The sequence below is a fragment of the Enterococcus mundtii genome, assembly GCF_002813755.1.
Classification (GTDB): domain Bacteria; phylum Bacillota; class Bacilli; order Lactobacillales; family Enterococcaceae; genus Enterococcus_B; species Enterococcus_B mundtii.
Map to the genome: position 1 here is coordinate 626,587 of NZ_CP018061.1, position 21,178 is coordinate 647,764.

Sequence of the window (21,178 nt, forward strand, 5' to 3'; positions counted from 1 at the left end):
CTGCCCCAAAATCAGTGAACAATGATATAATTCTACTATTAAGTATGGAAAAGAGGGAAAGCGTTTGAATAAAAATGAAGAACAATTATTGATTGATTTAACAACTGCGCGTGGCGTACCAGGAAATGAAGAAGAGGTACGAAAAGTCTATAAAAAATATGCAGAGCAATTCACAGATGATATTTTTTACGATGGTTTAGGTAGTATCATCGCAAAACATGATTCTGGCAAGGGCCCTAAAGTATTTATCTCCGGACATATGGATGAAGTTGGCTTTATGGTTACAAAGATCACAGATAAAGGATTTATTGAATTTCAAACACTAGGTGGTTGGTGGGGCCAAGTCATGTTGGCACAACAAGTAGAAATCAAGACCCAAGAGGGAAAAATTATCCATGGCGTGATTGGTTCAAAACCACCACATGTCTTGACTGCTGAAGTTCGTAACAAACCGTATGATATCAAAGATATGTTTATTGACATCGGTGCGACAAGCAAAGAAGAAGCGACGAAATGGGGCATTCGTCCTGGTGATATGGTCACTCCTTATATTGAATATCGTCGAATGAATGATGGAAAATTCTTGTTAGCAAAAGCATGGGACAATCGTATTGGGACAGCTGTTTCTTTACGTGTACTTGAAAATCTAGCAAAAGAAGGACATCCGAATGTCTTATTTGCTGGAAGTGATGTACAAGAAGAAGTTGGTTTAAGAGGTGCGCGCACAAGTACTCATTTGGTTGACCCTGACATAGCGATTGCTTTAGATACAGGTACTGCTGGAGATACACCAGGGATGACACCGAAAGAGGCAGATTCAGTTTTAGGTAAAGGACCACAAATCTTGATTTTCGATGCTTCGATGATCCCACATAAAAAATTATTGAATTTTGTGATCCAAGTGGCAGAAGAAATGGCTATTCCATTCCAATATACTGTCATCACCGGTGGGGGAACAGATGCGGGCCAAATGCATGTGTCACGTAATGGTGTGCCATCTATTGCAATCACTGTCCCCGTTCGTTATCTGCATTCACATACATCGATCATCCATGAAGAAGATTACTTCAATACAGTGAAGTTAGTTACTGAAGTAGTCAAACGTTTGGATAGTGAAAAAGTAGCAGAAATCAGGAGCTATGAGTAATGAAGAATGTTTCTGAATATCGAAAAAAAGCCCGGGCATCTTTAGAAGGACAGTGGGGGATCAATGCTTGGATCATTTTCCTTTCAGTCTTTATTGGGTTGATCATCCAGCAGCTTTTTGTGGGCATCTTCCCAACAGATAGCACACAGGCAAACATACTCAATTTTTTGATCCAACACGTACTGATCTTTGCTTTTACTTATGGGGTCTATTATATCTCGTTAGTTGTGGTCAGAGGTGGGCGAGCAAAATCTAATCTGTTGTTTGCTGTTTTTCAAAAAGAATATTTTGTATCGATTCTGCTTATCAATCTTTTAAATACCGTATTCAATTGGTTGATCAACGGTATTATACTTTTGCCTAGTTTTTTGATAGGCGGGTTCAATACGTATATCAATTTACTTTTCAATGGAAATGCTTCACCACAAGGGATGATGAATGATTTTACGATTGATCTGAGTTTTGCAATCTTTACAACTTTACTATTCGTCGTGTCGCTATTTGTGATGACGATCGTTGCAGGATTGTTCCAATTTGCTGCTTGGACAAAGTTTGACTATCCGAAACTGACAGTTATCCAAAGTTTGAAATATGCTTGGTTTTTATTAAAAGATCGTATTGGTACCTATCTTCTCCTACAACTTTCTTTTATTGGTTGGTATATTCTCGGATTTATTGCGCTATTCTTTGGTTTACTCTGGGTGATTGCTTACGTCAATGTGTCGATTGCACAGTTTTACGAACAAGCCCGTATTGAAAAAGGTAGCCCAATGGAATACTTTAACTTAGGATAAGCAGTTTTCCTTATGAAAATAAGAAATTGTGGTAGCATAAGTTTTTGAGGGGGAATCAGTCATGAAATTAACCGTTTTAGGTTGCTTAGGTGCATATCCTTATAAAAAACAAGGAACGACGAGTTATTTGTTGCAAGCTGATCAATTTAATTTGTTGATTGATGCAGGGAGCGCAACGCTTGTGAAATTGGAAGACCATCTTGATCCGCTTGCTTTAGATGCTGTGATCATCAGCCATTATCATCATGACCATATCGCAGATCTAGGTGTCTTGCAATATGAGTGGCAATTGCATCCAAACAGAGATCAAGAAAAGATATTACCAATCTATGGACATACGAAAGATGCCAGTCATTTTGAACAATTGACAATGCCGGGAGTGTCCCAAGGGGTGGCATATGATCCAACCCAAGAACTTGAAGTCGGACCATTTTCGATCACTTTCTTGGAAACGATTCACCCAGTGGTTTGTTATGCCATGCGTATTGTCGAAAGAGCCACCGGAAAAGTATTTGTTTTTACAGGAGATTCTGGCTATTTAGAGAGTTTCATCCCATTTGCTAAAGAGGCGGATCTCTTTTTGGCGGACACGTATCTTTTTGCAGGAAATGAGCGACATAAAGCGCATTTCACTTCAAAAGAATCCGGGGAGATCGCAAAAGCGGCAAAAGTCAAAAAACTGGTTTTGACACACTTGCCACAATTTGGGGACCTAACACAATTAGAGAATGAAGCAAAAGAAGCGGCTGGAGAAGAAATCGAAGTTGCTTTAGCTGAAGTCGATAAAGTGTTTGACATATAGGAGGACGAGCAGAATGATTTTTGTACCAAATGAAAACCATGATCCAAGAGTGAATTTAGCAATTGAGACCTTTTTACTGCAAGAGATGCCATTAGAAGAACCAATCTTGCTGTTTTACATCAATGAACCGTCAATCATTATTGGTCGAAATCAAAACACGATCGAAGAAATCAATCGTGAATATGTTGAAGAGCATGGCATCCATGTGGTACGTCGTTTAAGCGGTGGTGGGGCTGTGTATCATGATTTTGGTAACTTGAATTTCAGTTTCATCATGCCAGATGATGGGGATTCGTTCCGTGACTTTGCGAAGGTGACTAAACCAATCATTCAAGCGTTACACGAATTAGGTATTTCAGGTGCCGAATTAAAAGGACGTAATGACCTGGTGATCGATGGCTTGAAGTTTTCAGGGAATGCTATGTATGCTACAAATGGTCGAATGTTTGCACATGGAACGATCATGTTCGATTCAGACATTGATGAGGTAGTCAATGCGCTTAAAGTCAAAAAAGAAAAAATCGAATCTAAAGGAATCAAATCGATTCGTTCGCGAGTTACAAATATCAAACCATTCTTACCTGAGGAAAAACAAGGAATGACAACAGAAGAATTTCGTGAAGACATTCTTTTGAAAATCTTTGGGGTGTCTTCAGTAGAAGAAGTAAAAACTTATGAATTGACAGAAAAAGATTGGGAAAAAATCAATCAAATTTCTGAGCAGTATTATCGAAATTGGGATTGGAATTATGGAAAATCACCGGATTTCAACTTTTCACGCCAAAAACGCTTTTCAATTGGCTCGATCGAAGTACATCTGAATGTCTCAGAAGGGATCATCGAGGATGTAAAAATTTTCGGCGATTTCTTTGGTCTAGGAGATATCAAAGATGTTGAACAAGTGTTGACAGGGTTAAAATATGATAAAGCTACCTTACAAGACGCAGTTGAAACGATCGATATCAAGAAGTATTTTGGTGCGATCGAAGCACAAGATTTATTGGAGTTATTGTACTAAATAAGGTTGTGCCAGAAGCGTCTTGACCTAGGAAGTAAGATAGAAAATTGAAAAATAGTTTTTCATGTTTTACAATTTTTTAGTTTGATGTTGAATGTCCGTTTCTGGAACATCATTTATTTGGTTGTAGGGGGATAAGATAACTAATGTCCCAGACCTGACAAATCTTGAATAGATCATAAGACCTTCAAAAACAGCCGGTTGACTGCTTTTGAAGGTCTTTTTTAGCCAGGGGATATATTAATTTTTAGGCGATCGACCCACTTATCTTTTTCTTGGATCAAGGTGCTGCTGTATTTTTCGAGCGTGTTCTGGATCATCATCAAGTCATACTGTTCCTGTCGTATCAATTCTTCTGTCACATCTTTTGAAAAAATATTTTTCTCATAGTGTGTACTGTGCTCACAGTGGATCTGGATGTGAGAATTGATTTCTTGGATCGATAAATAGATTTCTCGATGCAAAGGATTTTCAATGGCTTGTGTTTCGCGAAACGAGTGCTCTAGAATATGGATGAGTAATTGTGTGAAATCTTCATCATGGATCGGTAAGGAAGCTGGGATATGGGTGTGAAAATCAACCTTGATATTCTTTTTAGCAGCGACTTCTTGATATCTAGCCAAAATCAAATTGGTTAGTTGGTGACCTGTCGGAAAAAGAGACAAATCCAATCGTCTTGTTTCGTCTACGATCCGTTCTAAGTAAGTTTTCGCTTCGGCTTGTTCATTTTTATCAATCAATTGACTCAGTTCTTCCATTTGTACAACAAAGTCATTTTTTGCTTGATCGATTTGTTGGATCTGTGCTTGGATTTTTGTATAATGTGTTTCGATCAGATCTGTTTTAGTTTGTAAGAAAAGCCGTTCTTTATGGTAACTATCGATTTTCATGATATTCTCCATGATGTTGTATCCGACAATAACAATCAGGAGAACCGCAAATAAGAGCGTGGACCAGTTGATAATTGAATGCCCGATCCCTAAGGCAGTTTGAATATAAAACATACAATGAAAGATAGCGATCAAAACGATCCAAGGGCTACATACAGTGAAAAAACGATTTTGTTTATATGCTTCACCGATACTTGCTATAGAAGTAACTAAAGTGCTTACAACACTAACAACACTAGCAAAGGGCATCAATTCGGGTAATTCAAAATCTGAAAATAATGCATAAATTAAGATGTTGGCAAAAACAAATGTTTGGAAATAGCAGAAATAACCATACCATTTCTGATAGTTCGTCATTTTGGACTGATAGTAAAAAATAATCAGTATAGAAGTCAAGATTGCAAATAAGTGGGAAAAAATCGAATGTACGATTGGTTCAAAAAGAACACCGCTCAAGATATCTTCCGAAATCGATTCAAATCCAAGCACGAAAGAAAATAGGCTCAAAATCAATAATGAACGATCTAATCTATTATGCCTGTAGAGAATATAGCTAGTCCAGATCAATAATCCGATGGCAATGACGAAAGCCAAGATCATCGCGATGACTTGTGGGATCGATTGTGAAAAAATGAAGCTGATCATTGGACTGGTAGTTCCCAAATAAACTTTGGGTGTCAGACCAGCATAATTTTGATAAGGCGAGGAAACAACGATTTTCAACGTCTTGCCCACATAGGATTCTGGTAGATCGATGATCGATAAAGACAATCCAGGATTGTTTCGTGCGCTTTCTTTGGAGCGACTGTAGAGTAGCGTGTCATCTAATGAGACACTTAGCCATTGATGGTTGCCTTTGATCAAGAGATTGGCATCCGCCAATTCTTTATGTAGAGTAGTTTCCATTATAAATGGTTCATTCTTGTCGATGGACGGCATGTAGTCGATATGGTTACTGTCGAACTGAAAATAAGGATCGTGCTCGGAATAATAGACCCATGAATCATCAATCTGAGACATTTGTTTATTGTCAATTGGTGTGAAGAGGTAATGAAAAAAATAAGCGATACTTATTATAAATAACGATGCAAATATAATAAGTATGCTCCATTTGATTTTCGTATAGAATGGTATAATTTTATTGCGTCCGTTATTAAAAAGAACCATAGACAAATCTCCTTTAATAAATTATCTAATTCCAGAGTAAACTTTTTTCATTTAACAGTCAATTTTTAGGTATTTTTATAGTTTTTTTGTTCGTTTCTTTATTTTTTTATAGAGAATGCTCAAACTGAGTATTAATATTGTAAAAAAAATTACGTTATTATATTATAGATTTAATAAAATGTTTCTTAAGGAGGTTCAATGTGCCTATCTATAAAAAAATAACTTTTTTCAGTTCGATTTCGTTAGTGGTTCTTCTAGCAATCATTTTGTGTGTCGTGCTGCTCCCTCGAGTATTCGGACTGACACCGCATATCATTGATGATCAAGCGATGGCATCGTCTTATGCAGAAGGAAGTCTGATCTATGTACAGAAAAGAAAGACAGATACGATTTTAGTTGGAGATGTGATCACCTACTATGAAAATTCAGGTAAACATATCGTGACAAGAAGGGTCGTTGCTATTGAAGATCAACACCAGTATTTTTACACGAAAGCTGATGGAAAAACGCAAATCGAAGTTGAAGCAGTACGAGATCGTAATATTATTGGCACGCCTGTATTCAAGATCCCGTACATAGGGTTATTGTTCTCACGGCATGCGTTCAATTGGATGAAATGGGTATTCTTAGGAATCGCTGTATGCTTGTCTTCCATTACAGCTTGGCATACCTACCTTGAACTGAAAAAACGCCGAGAGAAAGAAACTGATTTTTTTTCTGACATGCAATAATCATATTTTTATTTACCAGCTTCTCCCTCTTGTCGAAAGATAGGTTTCTTCGTATAATGTTTGGAAGAGGAGGGGAAGTATGCGTAATGAAATGATGCATCGTCCCGTTGTAAAAGAAGAGTTATTGGATTTTATGCGGACAAAACAAAAACAGTTAACTGGAGAATTGGGGAAAGTCGAAGAGGAAGCACATGCGGCGGAAGTGCCGATCATTCCTCATGAGACGGTCGTCTTTTTGCAGTTTTTATTAGGACAGATCAAACCAAAAGAAGTACTTGAAATCGGAGCTGCGATTGGATTTTCATCTAGTTTGATGGCGCAAGTCATTGGAAAAGACGGTCATGTGACGACGATCGATCGCTTTGACGTAATGATCAGAAAAGCGAAAGCGACGTATGAGCGTTTAGAGATGACGGATCGAGTGACATTATTAGAAGGCCAAGCGGCTGATATTTTGCCAACATTGACTGGTCCTTATGACTTTATATTTATGGATAGTGCAAAATCAAAATATATCGAATTCTTGCCTGAATGCCTTCGTGTGTTGAAAAAAGGCGGCGTCTTGATGGTTGATGATATTTTTCAAGGAGGGACGATTCTTCTGTCAGATGAAGAGATCCCAAGAGGAAAACGAGCGATCCATCGTAAATTGAATGAATTTCTACGCGTGGTCATGGAACATCCAGATTTGACCTCTACGTTGTTACCTTTGGGTGATGGTGTGATTTTGATCACGAAAGAGGCAGAAACGATCGACTTATAATTGCCAGTTTTTTTAGTAAAGATTCAAAAGAATACTAGCTAAGTCGATTTCATTGTTAGCAAGGCAGAGGTTGAAAGTAGGGAATCAATCCAATCAAGTTCTGCCTTACTATTTTGAACGAAACAGACGTTCATGTTCCATGTTAAAATGACAAGCCGATCGCAGCAAAAAAGTACAATATGAAAATTGTGCCTGTATTTTTATAGTGAAATCTGTAAGAAAAAAGTACGATAAAAATTTTTGTTTCATAAAATAACTATTTTGTATTGACATAAGCTCTCAATTTATCTATAATTATTTTTGTTCCGCTAAAGCTGTCATAGTAGCTCAGCTGGATAGAGCATCCGCCTTCTAAGCGGACGGTCGGGGGTTCGAATCCCTCCTGTGACGTAAAAACCGTTAGAAACTTTTGTTTCTAGCGGTTTTTTTGTAGATTGTGCCAAATTTGTGCCAACCAAAATGTTAAAAATCCTAAGAGTATGAATATGATGATTTTGTTTCTAAAGCATGTCAGTTAAAGACTTTGCTACAGTTTTTTCAATTTCCACAGTGTATGATTAAGTGCTTGCCGTAAAAAAGATATTTTGGGAATGTATTCCTAAGAGATAGTGTAAGATATGGAATAACGTGAAGTAGTTTTCTGTCAATTAGAAGTCTTTTTTTGTCGCTCACTTTTTCTGAAATACCTTCATTTGATTAATCTAGGAAAATCAGACATCTATGATAAAATAAACTATCAAAAGAAACTATCAAAAGAAACTGTCTGATCAGATAGTGTGACCAACGTTTCTTAAATTGAACATCGAACGGCATATTTCAGGAGAGGACAAAGGAAAAGACGAATGTTAATCACAAGAAAATGGATGGATCGTTTAACAAGTCCGTATCGAACATCAGGAATGTTTCGCTGTTTTGCGGAATCTCAGAGTATGGACAGTGTCAGTAGTAAAGCAATTCTATTGATTGATGAGACAAAAGTGACGATTTTGTTTTTGAATTTTTTTCAAACAAAAGTCATTGATCATCTCACGTATGAGCGAACAGTGATCGAAGAGGAACAAGTAGCATTAGGTGGCGGATTATCCGTGGTCTGGCGTTTTTCCGCTGGTAGAAAGCACTGGCGGTTTCGTATTATGAAAAAAATCATCCCTTTAGGTGATGAACAAAGAGAATTTTTGATGCAACTCGAGTAAGGATATCACTTACGAAAAAAAGAAGAACACTAGCAACGATATTGTCGTTGCATAGTCGTTCTTCTTTTTTATTAAAACCGTGTGATGATGTCATCTAAAATAGCAATCAATTCTTCTTTCTCCACGTTTAAATGACCATTGATCCATTCGGCTAAGACGCTAGTAGTTCCGGAAATAGAAAAAAGGACTTCTACTTTATTTTTGATATCTTTCATATCTAATTGTTCTTCGTCCATGACTTTTTTCATTAGAATCTGTCGAAGCTGCACAGATAGATCATCATTTAAAAAATCATTGAATAAAAAATGAAAGACCTCTTTGTTTTCATCTACATGATTCACTAATGCATGAACGAATAAACGAAAGTCATATTGTTCGTTTTTAGGGTATTTTTGATCGAATATATCCGTCAATGTATCGATTGTTTCCTCGAGGATTTTTGATCGAAGGTCGTAAATATCCTCATAGTGAGTATAAAACGTCCCTCTTCCGATATCTGCTTGTTGTGAAAGCTCCGCAATCGTGATTTTATTGATGGGTTTTTCTTTCGTTAAATCTAAAAAGGCTTGTTTGATTGCTTGCTTCGTTCGGGTGCTTCGACGATCCATATGTATCTCCTTTTTTAGACAGTATCTTCCTAAGTGTTCATTATTGAACAGATGTTGAATCATTGCCTATAGGAAGTCGCTTTTTGAGTAATTATAATAAAGTTACGTAAAGAAATAAAGTTTTGATTCAAAAGGAGTAGATGGATATGGAAAAATTAACGATTCGTTCAATTGATAGAAAAGACTTAAATAAAGCAAGTGAATTTGCAGCACAAGGGATGAATTTTTCGAGCTATACAGAAAATCCTATCGCACTTTATCTCTATCGTCAGTATGCACTTACAGGTGCATTGATGAAATCAACAGTCACATTAGGTGCGTATCTAGACGGTCAATTTGTCGGCTTTCTTTTTGCTCGCTTCGATGGGGAAACGAAAGTATCTGTTTCATGGGGAAGACGCCTGTTTATCAACGTAGTGGAAAAATTGATGGGATTGACCGGCTATCAAGATGCAATAGGTATTTATGATCAAGCCAATCAAACAATGTATCATGAATTTGCATCTAATCATCCAGAAGGCGAAGTCACTTATTTTGCCGTTGATCCCACATTGAAAGGTAAGCGGATTGGCTCACGCTTGTTAGAAGAAATAGAGAAACGTTATAAAAATAAGCGAATATTTCTCTATACAGACTCTAACTGCAACTACCAATTTTACTTAAAAAAAGGATTCACCATTTTTGGTCGCCAACCAATCGATCTAGGTGGAGGAGAATCAATGACCTGTTACTTACTAAGCACCACCTTATGATCGAAAACTCTAGTGATTAGACGACGTATAACGTTGACTCAGTGATGAGTCGGCGTTTATTTGTATTTTTACACGCTTGATTTGTAAGAGTAAGTTGCAGAAAAAAAACAACAGTTCCTTTATAATCAAAGAGAGATCGTTTTCGGTTGGTACTCATAGCAATGATCCAGCTAAAAAAAACGATCAATCACCGATTTTAGAAAGGAAGAAAATAGATGACATTATTATCTCAAATTTTAGTTACACTTGTTGCCTTGGAATTTCTTTATATCATGTATATTGAAACTTTTGCGACGGAATCTGCCACAACTAGTCGAGTATTCAACATGCCGAAGGAAGAATTACAACGTCAGTCAGTACAGACTTTATTTAAGAATCAGGGGATCTATAATGGTTTACTTGGTGTGGCATTGGTGTACGGCGCTTATTTTTCAAATGCACCAAAAGAAATCACGGGGCTATTGCTGATCTATATTTTGCTTGTAGCTGCTTATGGTAGCTTGACTAGTGATCGCTTGATCATCGTCAAACAAGGTGGGTTAGCAGCGATTGCACTCATTACGTTATTCTTTTAGGATATAATGGAAAAACAGCTGAAAAAATTATGAAAGTTTGTGAAAAAACTTACTTTAATCAACAAAATATGCTATCCTGTAACGTGCATTTCATCAATTTTTTATGAAAATGGGGTAGTAGTGTTGTTAAAGAATTATATTGGTTTATTGAAAAAAGAATTTTCTGGTTATAATCTTTCGGTATTTCAAAAAGATTTATTGGCAGGTATTACAGTCGCGGCGGTTGCCTTACCACTCGCTTTAGCCTTCGGTGTTTCAAGTGGGGCAGATGCAGCTGCTGGTCTGATCACTGCTGTAATTGCTGGTCTAGTCATTGGTGGTTTATCTGGTGGGTTCTATCAGATTTCTGGTCCTACTGGCGCGATGGCAGCAATCTTGATGTCGATTGCCGCAAAACAAGGAATGCAAGGTGTCTTGCTGGCTACTTTTTTGGCTGGAGTTCTTTTACTCGCTGCGGGTGTCTTGCGATTAGGAACGCTGACTTCATTTATCCCTGCACCTGTCATCACAGGGTTTACTTCTGGTATTGCAATCATTATTGCTTTAGGTCAGATCGATAATTTATTCGGTGTTCACTCAGAAGGGGCCAATGTGATGGAAAAATTGGCTAGTTATCAAAACTTAGGCTTTGAAATTTCTTTGCCAACGATTTTAATGGGAAGTTTGGTCATTATTGGGATGCTGATCTATCCTAAAAAATGGGGGCAAAAGATACCAAGCTCATTGTTGGCAATCATCCTCACAACTACGTTGATGATGATCGTTGATTGGCCAATTGCGACCGTAGGGGAAATTCCCCAAACGTTGATCAGTAGTAACCGTTTGGTACTTGGTGATTTTAGTTTGTCTGCGATCCAAACAGTGATTGTGCCAGCAATCAGCATTGCACTGTTAGGTATGATCGAAAGTTTGTTGTGTGGTGCCTCGGCAGGCCGAATGGCGAATCGTCAGTTAGATAGTAATCAGGAGTTGGTCGCACAAGGAATTGGTAATCTACTGTTACCATTTTTTGGTGGGATTCCAGCTACAGCAGCCATTGCTCGAACGAGTGTCGCAATCAAATCCGGTGCTCAAACCAGAGTAGCTGGAATGATCCATGCAATCGTATTGTTTCTATCCATGCTTATTTTTGCACCAATCATGTCGAACATTCCGATGCCAGCATTAGCAGGCGTATTGATCGTCACTGCTTGGCGTATGAATGAATGGGAAACGATCAAAGAACTATTCGCTAAAAGATACTGGTCAGCGCTTCTTCTATTTTTCTTGACGATGGGGTGTACAGTGATTTTTGATCTTAGTATTGCGATCGTTATAGGAATTATCAGTGGGTGTGTATTTTTTATTGTTAAGAGTGCAGCCATCACGATTTCAGTAGAGGAAATCGACTGGCAGCGAATGAGTTTGCCGGAAACGAAAAAGTTGGATAATTGGGCAGTTGTTTATATCAGTGGTCCTTTATTCTTCATGTCCGCCGAACGATTGAAAGCGACGTTAACAGAATTAGCAGATAAAGAAGGAATCATTTTTTCAATGCGTGGGGTGCCAAGTATTGATTTGACGGCGCAAAGTTTATTTGAAGAATTTCAAGAAAAAGCTGCTATAAAAGAACAAACGATTATTTACACCTCGTTACAACCAGAAGTGGAAAAGCAATTGCAACATCTTTGGGAAAAACAAAAGACAGAACAACATCTTACGGTGGCTCATGCGCTGGCCTCTTTACACAAACAAACTATGTTAGATAGTGAAATATAGTCAGTTGGTTCGCTAAAAAAATTGTGACTGCCGCCTGTTCTAAGGTAAAATAAGTTTATAGACGTTTGGGAGGTAGGAATGGATGAACATCAAACAAGTGAGTGAAGAAAAAGGAATCTCTGCGGATACGTTACGCTACTATGAACGAATCGGTTTGATCCCACCGGTGAACCGAACAAACGGAGGTATCCGGGATTATACTGAAGAAGATTTACGTTGGGTCGATTTCACCTTATGTATGCGTAGTGCGGGTTTGTCGATCGAATCTTTGACTGAATATATTCGTTTATATAGCGCCGGTGATGAAACAATCCTTGCTCGTAGGGATCTTCTTATGGAAGAAAGTGAACAATTGGCAAAAAAAATTGCAGAGATGCAAGCTTGTCAGGAACGTCTCCAAAAGAAAATCGCGCGTTATAATCAAGACTTAGTCAAAGGAGATCCAATCTTAGTTTGATCTAGTCGCTAAAACTAAGAACCAACCAATCGATCATGATTTGTGAGACTGGTTGGTTCTTTTGCTGTCTTTACTTTTTTTCAGCAAGTATTTTTCCAAGTTTTTGCCAATCTTCTAAAATCGTTTCTGTCAGCGTTCGATTATAAAAAATGGCCGCTGGGTGGAAGAGTGGAAGAACACGATACTGTTTAGTGGAAAATTGATAAGCATCATGCGGTGGATTTAACTCTAAGACTGGTCCGGTATATAGTTTTCCGTGATTTTTTGAAATTGTATAGCCATTACCTAATAAACGTTGCAGTCCAATATTGCCTAGCGTGGCAATCAAAGAGGGCTGTATATGTTGTAGTTCGTAATCTAAGATTGGTGCATGAGCAAAAACTTCCGTTTTACTTGGCGTTCGATTCGGATAAACGATCTCTGATTTTTTTGTCCGTCCATTGATGCGTTGGACGATTCGATAAGGACGGCTTCTGACAGCGCTAGTAATATACACTTCATCCCGAGATAACCCGACTGATTTTAGTGCATTCATCAACTCTTTGCCAGCTTGGCCGCTAAATGGAATGTGATTCTCAATTTCTGTTTTACCTGGGGCTTCGCCAACTAACATCAATTTGGGTCGGATAGGGCCTTGTCCAGCGACAAATCCTTCCACGCGGTGTCCTTGAATACGCCGAGTTGCTTCGTCAATCAAATGTTTTGGGTAATCCATAGTATCAACTCCTATTCTCATCCATTATAGAAAGAAATCGTTCAATTGACGAATGATTGGCAAAATAAAAAAGTTGTTGACTAATATAGTAGGATTTGTTATTCTAGTAATGTTGTAATTGTGGTCTCCACAGCTACAACCGCACAGAATGAGTTTGATTAAGTACAGGACACCCTGTCACTCTGGATGGCGAGTCTAAGTATGAAAATAAGGAGGTGCTTTAAAGCATGTACGCAATTATTAAAACAGGTGGTAAACAAGTAAAAGTTGAAGTTGGACAAACAATCTACATCGAAAAACTTGACGTTGAAGCAGGCGAAAAGGTTGTATTTGACGAAGTTATTTTAGTAGGTGGCGAAACTACGAAAGTAGGCGCTCCAACCGTTTCTGGTGCAACAGTTGAAGGTACAGTTGAAAAACACGGCAAACAAAAGAAAGTCGTTACTTTCAAATACAAACCTAAAAAACACTCACACCGTAAACAAGGTCACCGTCAACCATACACAAAAGTGGTTATCGACGCGATCAACGCTTAATCTGCGTTTGAGAAAGAAGGCCTAAACAATGATCAAAGGGACATTTAAACGAAATGACGCTGGTCAAATCGTTTCATTTACTTTGACTGGGCACGCTGATGCCGGTCCTTACGGAAGTGATATCGTTTGTGCAGGTGTTTCTGCCTTAGCGATCAGCACTGTCAATGGGATTTCATCATTAGCTGGTTTTGAACCGATTGTTGACATGAATGAAGAAGAAGGCGGCTATTTGTACGTCGAAGTAATTTCACGATTGACACAAGAGCAAAACAATATTGCGGAAATCTTATTGGAGAATCTCCTATTAGGTTTACAATCGATCGAAGCTGAAAACCCAGAATATATCCAAACAAAAACAATTAATGATAAATAGGAGGTGCAGACCATGTTGTTAACAATGAATCTACAATTATTTGCCCACAAAAAAGGTGGCGGTTCTACATCTAACGGCCGTGACTCAGAATCAAAACGTCTAGGTGCAAAACGTGCTGACGGACAAACAGTTACAGGTGGATCAATTCTTTACCGCCAACGCGGAACAAAAATTTATCCAGGTGTGAACGTAGGTATTGGTGGAGATGACACTTTATTTGCTAAAGTTGACGGTGTTGTTCGTTTCGAACGTAAAGGCCGCGACAAAAAACAAGTGTCTGTTTATCCAGCTTAATTCTTGTCGAATGCTCAATCCCTTGAAGCTCATGGGATTGAGCTTTTTTTGTTTTTTTTTAAATCCATTTTGACTATCCTTTTGAATGTCTTTTTAGAAATTCATATAGTTTAGTAATTTCATTGTTGTTTCTTCTTTTTTACTATTAGTTATATGTGTGTAGGTATCCATGGTTGTTTTAATATTTGAATGGCCTAATCTTTCTTGCACTTCTTTGTGATCAGCACCAGCTTCATAGAGCATAGAAGCGTGTGTGTGTCTGAAACCATGTAAACCAATATAAGGTAAGTCTGCACGTTTGCGATAAATATTATACCTATCTGCAACAGCTTGATTAATAGTGAAAGTATTATCATCATTAGTAATGATATAATTTGCTTGATTAAAACCTAGTCTTAATAGATATTTTTTTTGTTCAAGTTTCCATTTTTTTAAGTGCATAATTGTTTTTTCATCTAGATAAATCACTCGATTTGATTTTTTTGTTTTAGGAGTTTCAGAAATATAATATTTATCTGATCGAGCAACTGTTTTGTTGATTGTTATTTCATTAGTATTAAAATTTACATCCTTCCAACTTAATGCAAGAATTTCCCCGATTCTACATCCAGTAAAAGCTAGCAATCTAAAAATAGTATAGTCTCTATTTTTTAGATACTGATTTTCTTCATTTAATATTTCCTTCAAAAATAACTCTAATTGTGTTTTAGTGTATAGTTTTAGTTTCTTTTCACTTGTGTTATTAGCTTTTGGTATAATTAGGTTTAAAGTAGGGTTGTTTGTGGTTAAACCTATATTAATAGCATATTTAAAAACTTTGTTCATGTAGTTAACAAAAAGTGGGAATTGCTTTGAAGTTCCGTTTTTGCTCCATTCTTGTACTACATTTTGACAGTAGGCTGTCGTAATTTTAGATAATTTCAATTTTCCAAATTTAGGATATATGTGTTTTCTGAAAATGATATTAGTTCTAGAATAAGAACTTTCTTTTACAGTTCTTCTATAATTTTCTAACCACATTTCTGCAACTTCTATAAACGTTACGTTTGTATTTATCGGTACTCCAGATTTCTGGATATCTAACTCTATTCTAGATAATTCTAACTTTGCTTCTTTTTGTGTCTTAAAACCTCGCCGTGTAGTATATCTTTTCTTTCCTGATAAAGGATCAACTCCTAAATAGATTTGAAACTTATACGCAGTTGTACCATCTTTCTTTATATATTTCTTTATTTCAGCCATAATTGTTCCACCTCGAATGTATGTTCTTTTTAGCGTAAAAGAAAAAGCTGTTAAGCTTTTTCAATAAAACTCTTTTATTTGCAAAATGTATCAATTTATTTAACTTGAAACTCTGCACTCCCGAATTCATCTCCCATAATACTTTGGGAGGTTAATGTTACAGGTGTTTCTGTATCGGATAATTCATATGCTACTGCGCTTGACAAAGTACCACCTGGTTTGATTTCTGCTGATTGGTTATCTAAGTATTGTTCGTCTGGTAATGACGCAACATTAAGTTCATTAACTTTATTAGGATCATTGTCTTGAGTAGCAGTAAAGTTTGAAATCCAAGCACTATTAGGAGAAATTGGCGCTGAATTATCATAATTTGGATTCACAAGTGTATCAAACCAAAATGCAATTACTGGTTTGGTGCCATACTCATTTCCTTTTTCACCAGGTTGTAAAATTTTATGGTCTGTAATTTTAATAGAATACGAGTTTCCTTTAAGTGTTGTTCCATCAAAATAAGAATCTTGTGCAGTGGCAACAAAATCTCCTGATTCCTTTGTAGATGATGATTCTGCTTTGCTAGATGCTGTTGTGGTGGCTGTTTGTTCACTCGTGTTACTTGTTGATGTTGCAGAATTATTATTACATGCTGACAAAGTTAGCAATAATAATAGTGAAGTTCCAAAAAAAATTGTTTTTTTCATTTATTAGTTCCTCATTTCTTGTTATAGTATATATGTGATCTCAAAAATGAGGTTAGAGTCCGTGTTACAGCACGGGCTTTTTTTATTTAAGATTAAATATACATAGTTATTTAAAATAATAAATTTTTTTTTAGATATTCACATATTAGTAATTGAATGCTGATTCTACACTGTCTAATTTTGTGTCTATGACAGCTAAAGAATCATTGTTAAAGATTAAAAGATAATCTTTATATAAATGAGTAGGACCAAACTTAGTGTAGTAATGCACAAGTACTTCTAATAAAAATTCTTCTGTAATACCTAAGAACTCAGCACATGCGTATTTTGTTGTACAGCCAGCAAATGAACATGCGATTAAATCATCAAGAGTGACAAGCCGTTCGATGGAATCTCGACGTGCTTGCCACTCCTGTTTTCTATTCTTCGCATCGTTGTAATTGATGATGTCGCCGATACTTGTTTTGTAATGTGAATATTCCTCAGATAGATTGACCTTCTTTTCAGCGGTACTTAGGTTTTTATCTATATAAATGAAATTGTCTTGATAAGCAGCCTTAAGACCAGTTTCACTTAACAGATCCATTTCGATAACCGGAATAGTACTTGAAATATTATCTAGTAGTGATTCATATTCATCCATTATCTACAACACCTACTTGCCTTTTTTATTTTCGTATTTTTGTCTTGCTTTATCTAAAACAGATTTAATATGATCAATTTCTTCTTGAGAATATTCCTTTTTAGGATCAGCGGCATGGGCGGCTATTGTGTGAATTTCTTCTGTATCATTTTTATTATCCATAGAAATAAGCTTAGTATTTTTGCTTTGTTCTGCAAGCTCATTTTTTGCATAATTAAATACCCTTTTTTGACGTTCTTCGGTTAATTTGTTGTATACAGAATTAATATCTTCAGAAAGGGGATAAGAATCACGTAGGTTATCAGGAACCCTATCTTTTGGAACATCAAAACCCATCAACCAAGGTTCGCTAACATCAAAGAATTTAGATAAAAGAAAGATTCTATCTTGATCAGGTGATTGTTTCCCATTTACATATTGTGACAAAGTACTTTTCCCCATCTTAATATTTAATTTTCTTTGTAGGGGGGCAGACTGATTCATAATATCTACTTGTTTCAAGTTTCTTTCACTCATAAGCTGTTTTAGTCTGGTAGCAGTGCTAACTTTCATAACTAACACTCCTTTCATTTTATAATTTTGATAAATACAGTATAGCAATCGTTGAATTTAAGTTCAATAAAAAAGTTCAATTATCATGAACTTTCTGGTTGACATGATTCAATAAAACGATTAACATAAACATATAAAGTTCATGTTTCGTGAACTAAAAAGGAGGGTGATTATTAATGAGTTATGATTATTCTTCACTGTCAGGTAAGATTGTAGAAAAATTTGGAACACAATACAATTTTGCAATTGCAATGGGAATGTCAGAAAGAAGTTTGTCTTTGAAAATTAATGGTAGGGTTTCTTGGAAAGATGATGATATCGTTAAGGCGTGCAGTTTATTAGATATCGAAATTAAAAATTTGCACGAATATTTTTTTAAACCAAAAGTTCACGTTTTGTGAACTTATCTATTTTTTAGTAAAGGAGGTCTAAGCATGCAAATCAATATCCCTGACCAAGTAATAATACCTGAATTAGTAAACCAAATAGTAAGCAGTGTCTTAAATTCACTTGAATCGAAGATATCACTATTGAACAAGTCTAGTGAATTACCACCTTATCCAAATAAAACACAAGTTAAACAAGTATTAGGGATTGGAGATAGAAAGTTAGATAGTTGGATTGCTAATGGTTTAAGAATTCAGATTTGGAGTAAACAAGACATACGTATAGATAGAAATGAATTACAAAGATTTTTGAAAGAGAACTTTGAAGCTTAATCTTGTTGTAAATAAAAATCGGAGTGGAGTTGGGACTGTGAAAAAGACAGATACACTTTTTATTGGATTTATATTAGGGCTATTGGTTTTAGTAGCACATCAAAATATTTTAGGAGGACTTATCTTCTCCTCATTAATGGTTTTGATAAACCTATTAGATTCGAAGGAAAGGAGAACGTATGAATCGAAGAGAAGCATTGAAGAAAGGAAAGGTGATTGCTGATAGATGGTGGTATGACAATAAGTCAACTATCTTAAGCCTACAGCTAATTGATAAACAAAAGGCATGGATAAAAATAAAAAAGTGACTCAGCCGACCAAAGCAATGAGTCACAAACAAAACATATCTAAGGAGATTTTAGCATATGAATAATGAACTTTCCACTTTAGATGAATATTTAACTAATCCTGACTGGGGTAAACCGACTATTAGTGAAGTGGAGGATGAAATAGATGAAGACTAGTGAAGAAACAAATGAGATTTATAAAGGGCTATATGTATTGAAAGGTAAGCTACAACAACCTAAATTTGATGCTTCTGTAAACTATGGAACAAAAAATGGTGGGGAAATGAAATTTGAGTACGCAACACTTAAATCTATTGAATCGGCTATAAGAAATGCTGCTCAAGAGTCTGATAGTGGGATTGATTTTGGTCAAGATGTAGTTACAAGTGATAATTATGTTGCTGTAACAACGTGCGTTTATCACTCAAGCGGTCAATACATTTTATATGGTCCTTTAGGCTTTCCATGTAATACAAAAAACCCACAATCTTTAGGTAGTGTAATTACTTATGCAAAAAGGTATTCGCTGGCTAGCTCATTTGGAGTTGTTGCAGATGGGGATGATGACGCCAAAATAGGTGCTGATGAGAATGAAAAAATTCAGAATGACAATAATTTAGATTCTGAGTTTAAACAGACATTTGATGATTATGTTCATCGAATCGCTCAGTTAACTAACCAAGAAAAAGATTTCATAATTGCTACAACGTTAGAAAGAAGCGGTTTTAGTAGCTTTAAACAAATTGACAGAAACTCCTATTCGAAAATCATTGGATTTCTTAAACGTTACGCATTGAAAGCAGAGCAGAAGAAAAAAGAATCGGAAAATCACAATAAACCATCTTGGGAGGATTTATAAAATGAGCAATGAACTATCAACAGAAGTCATCTTTGATGTTAATTATCAACCGAGCGTAATTGAAATTGTCAATGAAGACCAATTAGCGAATTTAATCAATGCTACTGTCGAACGTTTTGAAAATCTAATCTTTAAAGAAGAGGATATTTCAGATGCCAAGAAAGCAAGAGCTGAATTAAATCGGATTTTTGATTTGATCGATTCGAAACGAATAGAAGTAAAGAAGCAATTTAGTGAACCTCTTACTGAATTTGAAAAGCAAATCAAAGCATATAGCAATGAAATCAAGAAAGCATCTAAAGGTATTGATGAACAAATTAAAGAATTTGAAGCTAGAACAAAGGAAGAACGAAAAAAGATTGTTTTAGCATTTGTCGAAAAACAGGCAAAGAAATTTGGCATTGAACCTAATGGAATTAATCTCCAAAGTAAGTGGCTTAATGCCACAAGTTTTACCGCAAAAAACAATCTGACGAAAAAAATTGAAGAAGAAATTATTGCAGAATGCACAGCAATAAAAGAAAAAAAAGAGAACTATGAACAGCAAAAGGCTTTGGTTGAAAGTTATGTAAAAGCATATGGACTTGAACCAATGGCTTGGATCACTTTGATCGATGAAGGTCTCAATGCAGCTCAAATTTTTCCAAAGATTGATCAAGCTGTTAAAGAATTGAGAGAAAAAGAAGAGAAAGAACTAGAAAAGACAGAAAAACAAATAAAACGAACCGCAACGCCAGAAAGAACTGTGGGAATACCACAAAAAATAGACATCGATGAACCGAAGTATTCCTTCACTTTAAATATTACTGGTACTGCAAAACAATTGTCGGTTATTAAGCAAACGGTTGAAAGCTTAGGCGTGGAATATTCTGTTGAAATGGAATAAGCAACTAATCAGAAGAAAAAGAAGTGATTGAATTGTTTAAACCGCTAATTGATTCATATTCTGCCATATTGAAGCATTTTAAGGGAAATGATATTGGTGCAACAATCAACGAGGAAGTAAATCTTGAACGCTTAAAAACAATGTATGACGGTTATGACGGTGACAGGATCATCGAAATTCGTTTCATTGATCCTCGTAGATTCACTGTTCAACAAAGGAATTTCATATATGCACTGATGGGCGATATTTTCATCGATACAGGCACGCCAACAGAGTTTTGGAAGGAATTCTTTTACTTCCGTTTTGAAGGTATCACAGGGCGCAAAATAAGCCTAAAAGATGATTCTAGTACAACCGTGAGCGATGCGAATATCTTAGCGAATATCATTATAGATTTTATTTTTGAACATCATATTCCATTCAAAGAAGGGTATGAAATCTTACCAGCGAATCAAGAATACTATTTCTATAAGTGTATTACAAAAAGGGTCTGTTGTATCTGTGGGAGAACAGGCGCTGACATTGATCATTTCGATAAAGCGCTGGGTAGACGGAAACGTAAGAAAATCGATCATTCAGATTACACGTTCGCGGCACTTTGTAGAATACACCATACGGAAAAGCATCAACTTGGTGTAGTTAATTTTAAGAACAAATATCAGATAAAAGGAATTAGATTGAATCAAGAAACGATTAAAAAATTAAATATTGGGGGATAA

27 protein-coding genes, 1 tRNA gene and 1 other annotated feature are annotated in these 21,178 nt (G+C 36.2%); of the genes, 21 read left to right on the top strand and 7 right to left on the bottom strand.

Annotated elements, in window-relative coordinates; genetic code table 11:
* Positions 1-64: 64 nt before the first annotated feature.
* From EM4838_RS02925 to EM4838_RS02940, 4 genes are all read left to right on the top strand, one after another.
* Positions 65-1,147 carry a M42 family metallopeptidase gene (locus tag EM4838_RS02925; protein ID WP_071866986.1) on the top strand — a complete coding sequence of 361 codons (1,083 nt, stop codon included), beginning with the start codon at positions 65-67 and terminating at the stop codon, positions 1,145-1,147.
* Positions 1,147-1,941, top strand: a complete 795-nt coding sequence (locus EM4838_RS02930; protein WP_071866985.1) for a DUF975 family protein — start codon at positions 1,147-1,149, stop codon at positions 1,939-1,941. Before EM4838_RS02925 ends, EM4838_RS02930 begins: the two co-directional genes overlap by 1 nt.
* A gap of 61 nt (positions 1,942-2,002) precedes the next feature.
* On the top strand, positions 2,003-2,743 hold the full coding sequence (locus tag EM4838_RS02935; protein WP_071866984.1) for an MBL fold metallo-hydrolase: 741 nt from the start codon (positions 2,003-2,005) through the stop codon (positions 2,741-2,743).
* Positions 2,744-2,756: 13 nt separating this feature from the next.
* The gene (locus EM4838_RS02940; protein ID WP_071866983.1) at positions 2,757-3,761 is read left to right on the top strand and encodes a lipoate--protein ligase; all 1,005 of its coding nucleotides are present in this window, start codon (positions 2,757-2,759) and stop codon (positions 3,759-3,761) included.
* Positions 3,762-3,985: 224 nt separating this feature from the next.
* Here EM4838_RS02940 and EM4838_RS02945 read toward each other — a convergent pair whose 3' ends face one another.
* The gene (locus EM4838_RS02945) at positions 3,986-5,818 is read right to left on the bottom strand and encodes an ATP-binding protein (RefSeq protein ID WP_071866982.1); all 1,833 of its coding nucleotides are present in this window, start codon (positions 5,816-5,818) and stop codon (positions 3,986-3,988) included.
* Between the two features lie 200 nt (positions 5,819-6,018).
* Here EM4838_RS02945 and EM4838_RS02950 point away from each other — a divergent pair, with 200 nt between their 5' ends.
* The 4 genes from EM4838_RS02950 to EM4838_RS02965 all read left to right on the top strand — a co-directional run bounded on the left by EM4838_RS02950 (position 6,019) and on the right by EM4838_RS02965 (position 8,505).
* Complete coding sequence (locus EM4838_RS02950) at positions 6,019-6,549, top strand: signal peptidase I (protein ID WP_071866981.1); 531 nt, start codon at positions 6,019-6,021, stop codon at positions 6,547-6,549.
* A 79-nt stretch (positions 6,550-6,628) separates the two neighbouring features.
* The gene (locus EM4838_RS02955) at positions 6,629-7,312 is read left to right on the top strand and encodes an O-methyltransferase (RefSeq protein WP_071866980.1); all 684 of its coding nucleotides are present in this window, start codon (positions 6,629-6,631) and stop codon (positions 7,310-7,312) included.
* 316 nt (positions 7,313-7,628) lie between these two features.
* Positions 7,629-7,702 (top strand) — tRNA-Arg (locus EM4838_RS02960).
* Between the two features lie 452 nt (positions 7,703-8,154).
* Complete coding sequence (locus EM4838_RS02965; protein ID WP_071866979.1) at positions 8,155-8,505, top strand: hypothetical protein; 351 nt, start codon at positions 8,155-8,157, stop codon at positions 8,503-8,505.
* Between the two features lie 71 nt (positions 8,506-8,576).
* Here EM4838_RS02965 and EM4838_RS02970 read toward each other — a convergent pair whose 3' ends face one another.
* Complete coding sequence (locus EM4838_RS02970) at positions 8,577-9,113, bottom strand: TetR/AcrR family transcriptional regulator (protein WP_071866978.1); 537 nt, start codon at positions 9,111-9,113, stop codon at positions 8,577-8,579.
* Positions 9,114-9,259: 146 nt separating this feature from the next.
* Here EM4838_RS02970 and EM4838_RS02975 point away from each other — a divergent pair, with 146 nt between their 5' ends.
* From EM4838_RS02975 to EM4838_RS02990, 4 genes are all read left to right on the top strand, one after another.
* Positions 9,260-9,865, top strand: a complete 606-nt coding sequence (locus EM4838_RS02975; protein WP_071866977.1) for a GNAT family N-acetyltransferase — start codon at positions 9,260-9,262, stop codon at positions 9,863-9,865.
* A gap of 215 nt (positions 9,866-10,080) precedes the next feature.
* Positions 10,081-10,440, top strand: coding sequence for a DUF1304 domain-containing protein (locus EM4838_RS02980; RefSeq protein WP_071866976.1), 360 nt, complete (start codon positions 10,081-10,083; stop codon positions 10,438-10,440).
* A 123-nt stretch (positions 10,441-10,563) separates the two neighbouring features.
* A complete protein-coding gene (locus EM4838_RS02985; RefSeq protein ID WP_071866975.1) occupies positions 10,564-12,198 on the top strand; it encodes a SulP family inorganic anion transporter in 1,635 nt (544 codons plus the stop codon).
* An 82-nt stretch (positions 12,199-12,280) separates the two neighbouring features.
* A complete protein-coding gene (locus EM4838_RS02990) occupies positions 12,281-12,655 on the top strand; it encodes a MerR family transcriptional regulator (RefSeq protein ID WP_071866974.1) in 375 nt (124 codons plus the stop codon).
* Between the two features lie 70 nt (positions 12,656-12,725).
* On the opposite strand, the gene EM4838_RS02995 is transcribed toward EM4838_RS02990, so the two are convergent.
* Positions 12,726-13,370, bottom strand: a complete 645-nt coding sequence (locus EM4838_RS02995) for a uracil-DNA glycosylase (RefSeq protein ID WP_071866973.1) — start codon at positions 13,368-13,370, stop codon at positions 12,726-12,728.
* Positions 13,371-13,497: 127 nt separating this feature from the next.
* Positions 13,498-13,577, top strand: a sequence feature (ribosomal protein L21 leader region).
* A gap of 20 nt (positions 13,578-13,597) precedes the next feature.
* On the opposite strand from EM4838_RS02995, the gene rplU reads away from it, so the two are divergent.
* Genes rplU through rpmA form a run of 3 tightly spaced genes read left to right on the top strand, consistent with a single transcriptional unit; the run spans position 13,598 to position 14,573 of the window.
* Positions 13,598-13,906 (top strand): 50S ribosomal protein L21, encoded by a 309-nt coding sequence (gene rplU, locus EM4838_RS03000; RefSeq protein WP_019723824.1) that lies wholly within the window; start codon positions 13,598-13,600, stop codon positions 13,904-13,906.
* 28 nt (positions 13,907-13,934) lie between these two features.
* Positions 13,935-14,279, top strand: a complete 345-nt coding sequence (locus tag EM4838_RS03005; RefSeq protein WP_010736012.1) for a ribosomal-processing cysteine protease Prp — start codon at positions 13,935-13,937, stop codon at positions 14,277-14,279.
* A gap of 12 nt (positions 14,280-14,291) precedes the next feature.
* Complete coding sequence (gene rpmA / locus EM4838_RS03010; RefSeq protein WP_071866972.1) at positions 14,292-14,573, top strand: 50S ribosomal protein L27; 282 nt, start codon at positions 14,292-14,294, stop codon at positions 14,571-14,573.
* Positions 14,574-14,666: 93 nt separating this feature from the next.
* On the opposite strand, the gene EM4838_RS03015 is transcribed toward rpmA, so the two are convergent.
* The 4 genes from EM4838_RS03015 to EM4838_RS03030 all read right to left on the bottom strand — a co-directional run bounded on the left by EM4838_RS03015 (position 14,667) and on the right by EM4838_RS03030 (position 17,708).
* Entirely contained in the window at positions 14,667-15,815 is a 1,149-nt protein-coding gene (locus tag EM4838_RS03015) for a site-specific integrase (RefSeq protein WP_071866971.1), read from the bottom strand.
* A 95-nt stretch (positions 15,816-15,910) separates the two neighbouring features.
* The gene (locus tag EM4838_RS03020; RefSeq protein ID WP_071866970.1) at positions 15,911-16,513 is read right to left on the bottom strand and encodes a DUF5067 domain-containing protein; all 603 of its coding nucleotides are present in this window, start codon (positions 16,511-16,513) and stop codon (positions 15,911-15,913) included.
* Between the two features lie 145 nt (positions 16,514-16,658).
* On the bottom strand, positions 16,659-17,156 hold the full coding sequence (locus EM4838_RS03025; protein WP_071866969.1) for an ImmA/IrrE family metallo-endopeptidase: 498 nt from the start codon (positions 17,154-17,156) through the stop codon (positions 16,659-16,661).
* 12 nt (positions 17,157-17,168) lie between these two features.
* On the bottom strand, positions 17,169-17,708 hold the full coding sequence (locus EM4838_RS03030) for a helix-turn-helix domain-containing protein (protein WP_071866968.1): 540 nt from the start codon (positions 17,706-17,708) through the stop codon (positions 17,169-17,171).
* A 176-nt stretch (positions 17,709-17,884) separates the two neighbouring features.
* Here EM4838_RS03030 and EM4838_RS03035 point away from each other — a divergent pair, with 176 nt between their 5' ends.
* From EM4838_RS03035 to EM4838_RS03060, 6 genes are all read left to right on the top strand, one after another.
* The gene (locus EM4838_RS03035) at positions 17,885-18,109 is read left to right on the top strand and encodes a DUF739 family protein (protein WP_071866967.1); all 225 of its coding nucleotides are present in this window, start codon (positions 17,885-17,887) and stop codon (positions 18,107-18,109) included.
* A gap of 33 nt (positions 18,110-18,142) precedes the next feature.
* On the top strand, positions 18,143-18,427 hold the full coding sequence (locus EM4838_RS03040; RefSeq protein WP_071866966.1) for a hypothetical protein: 285 nt from the start codon (positions 18,143-18,145) through the stop codon (positions 18,425-18,427).
* A gap of 179 nt (positions 18,428-18,606) precedes the next feature.
* A complete protein-coding gene (locus tag EM4838_RS17030) occupies positions 18,607-18,735 on the top strand; it encodes a hypothetical protein (protein WP_257790704.1) in 129 nt (42 codons plus the stop codon).
* A 145-nt stretch (positions 18,736-18,880) separates the two neighbouring features.
* On the top strand, positions 18,881-19,573 hold the full coding sequence (locus tag EM4838_RS03050) for an ERF family protein (protein WP_071866965.1): 693 nt from the start codon (positions 18,881-18,883) through the stop codon (positions 19,571-19,573).
* Between the two features lies 1 nt (position 19,574).
* On the top strand, positions 19,575-20,459 hold the full coding sequence (locus tag EM4838_RS03055) for a DUF1351 domain-containing protein (protein ID WP_071866964.1): 885 nt from the start codon (positions 19,575-19,577) through the stop codon (positions 20,457-20,459).
* A 32-nt stretch (positions 20,460-20,491) separates the two neighbouring features.
* Positions 20,492-21,178: a putative HNHc nuclease gene (locus EM4838_RS03060; protein WP_071867029.1), complete on the top strand. Its 687-nt coding sequence runs from the start codon at positions 20,492-20,494 to the stop codon at positions 21,176-21,178.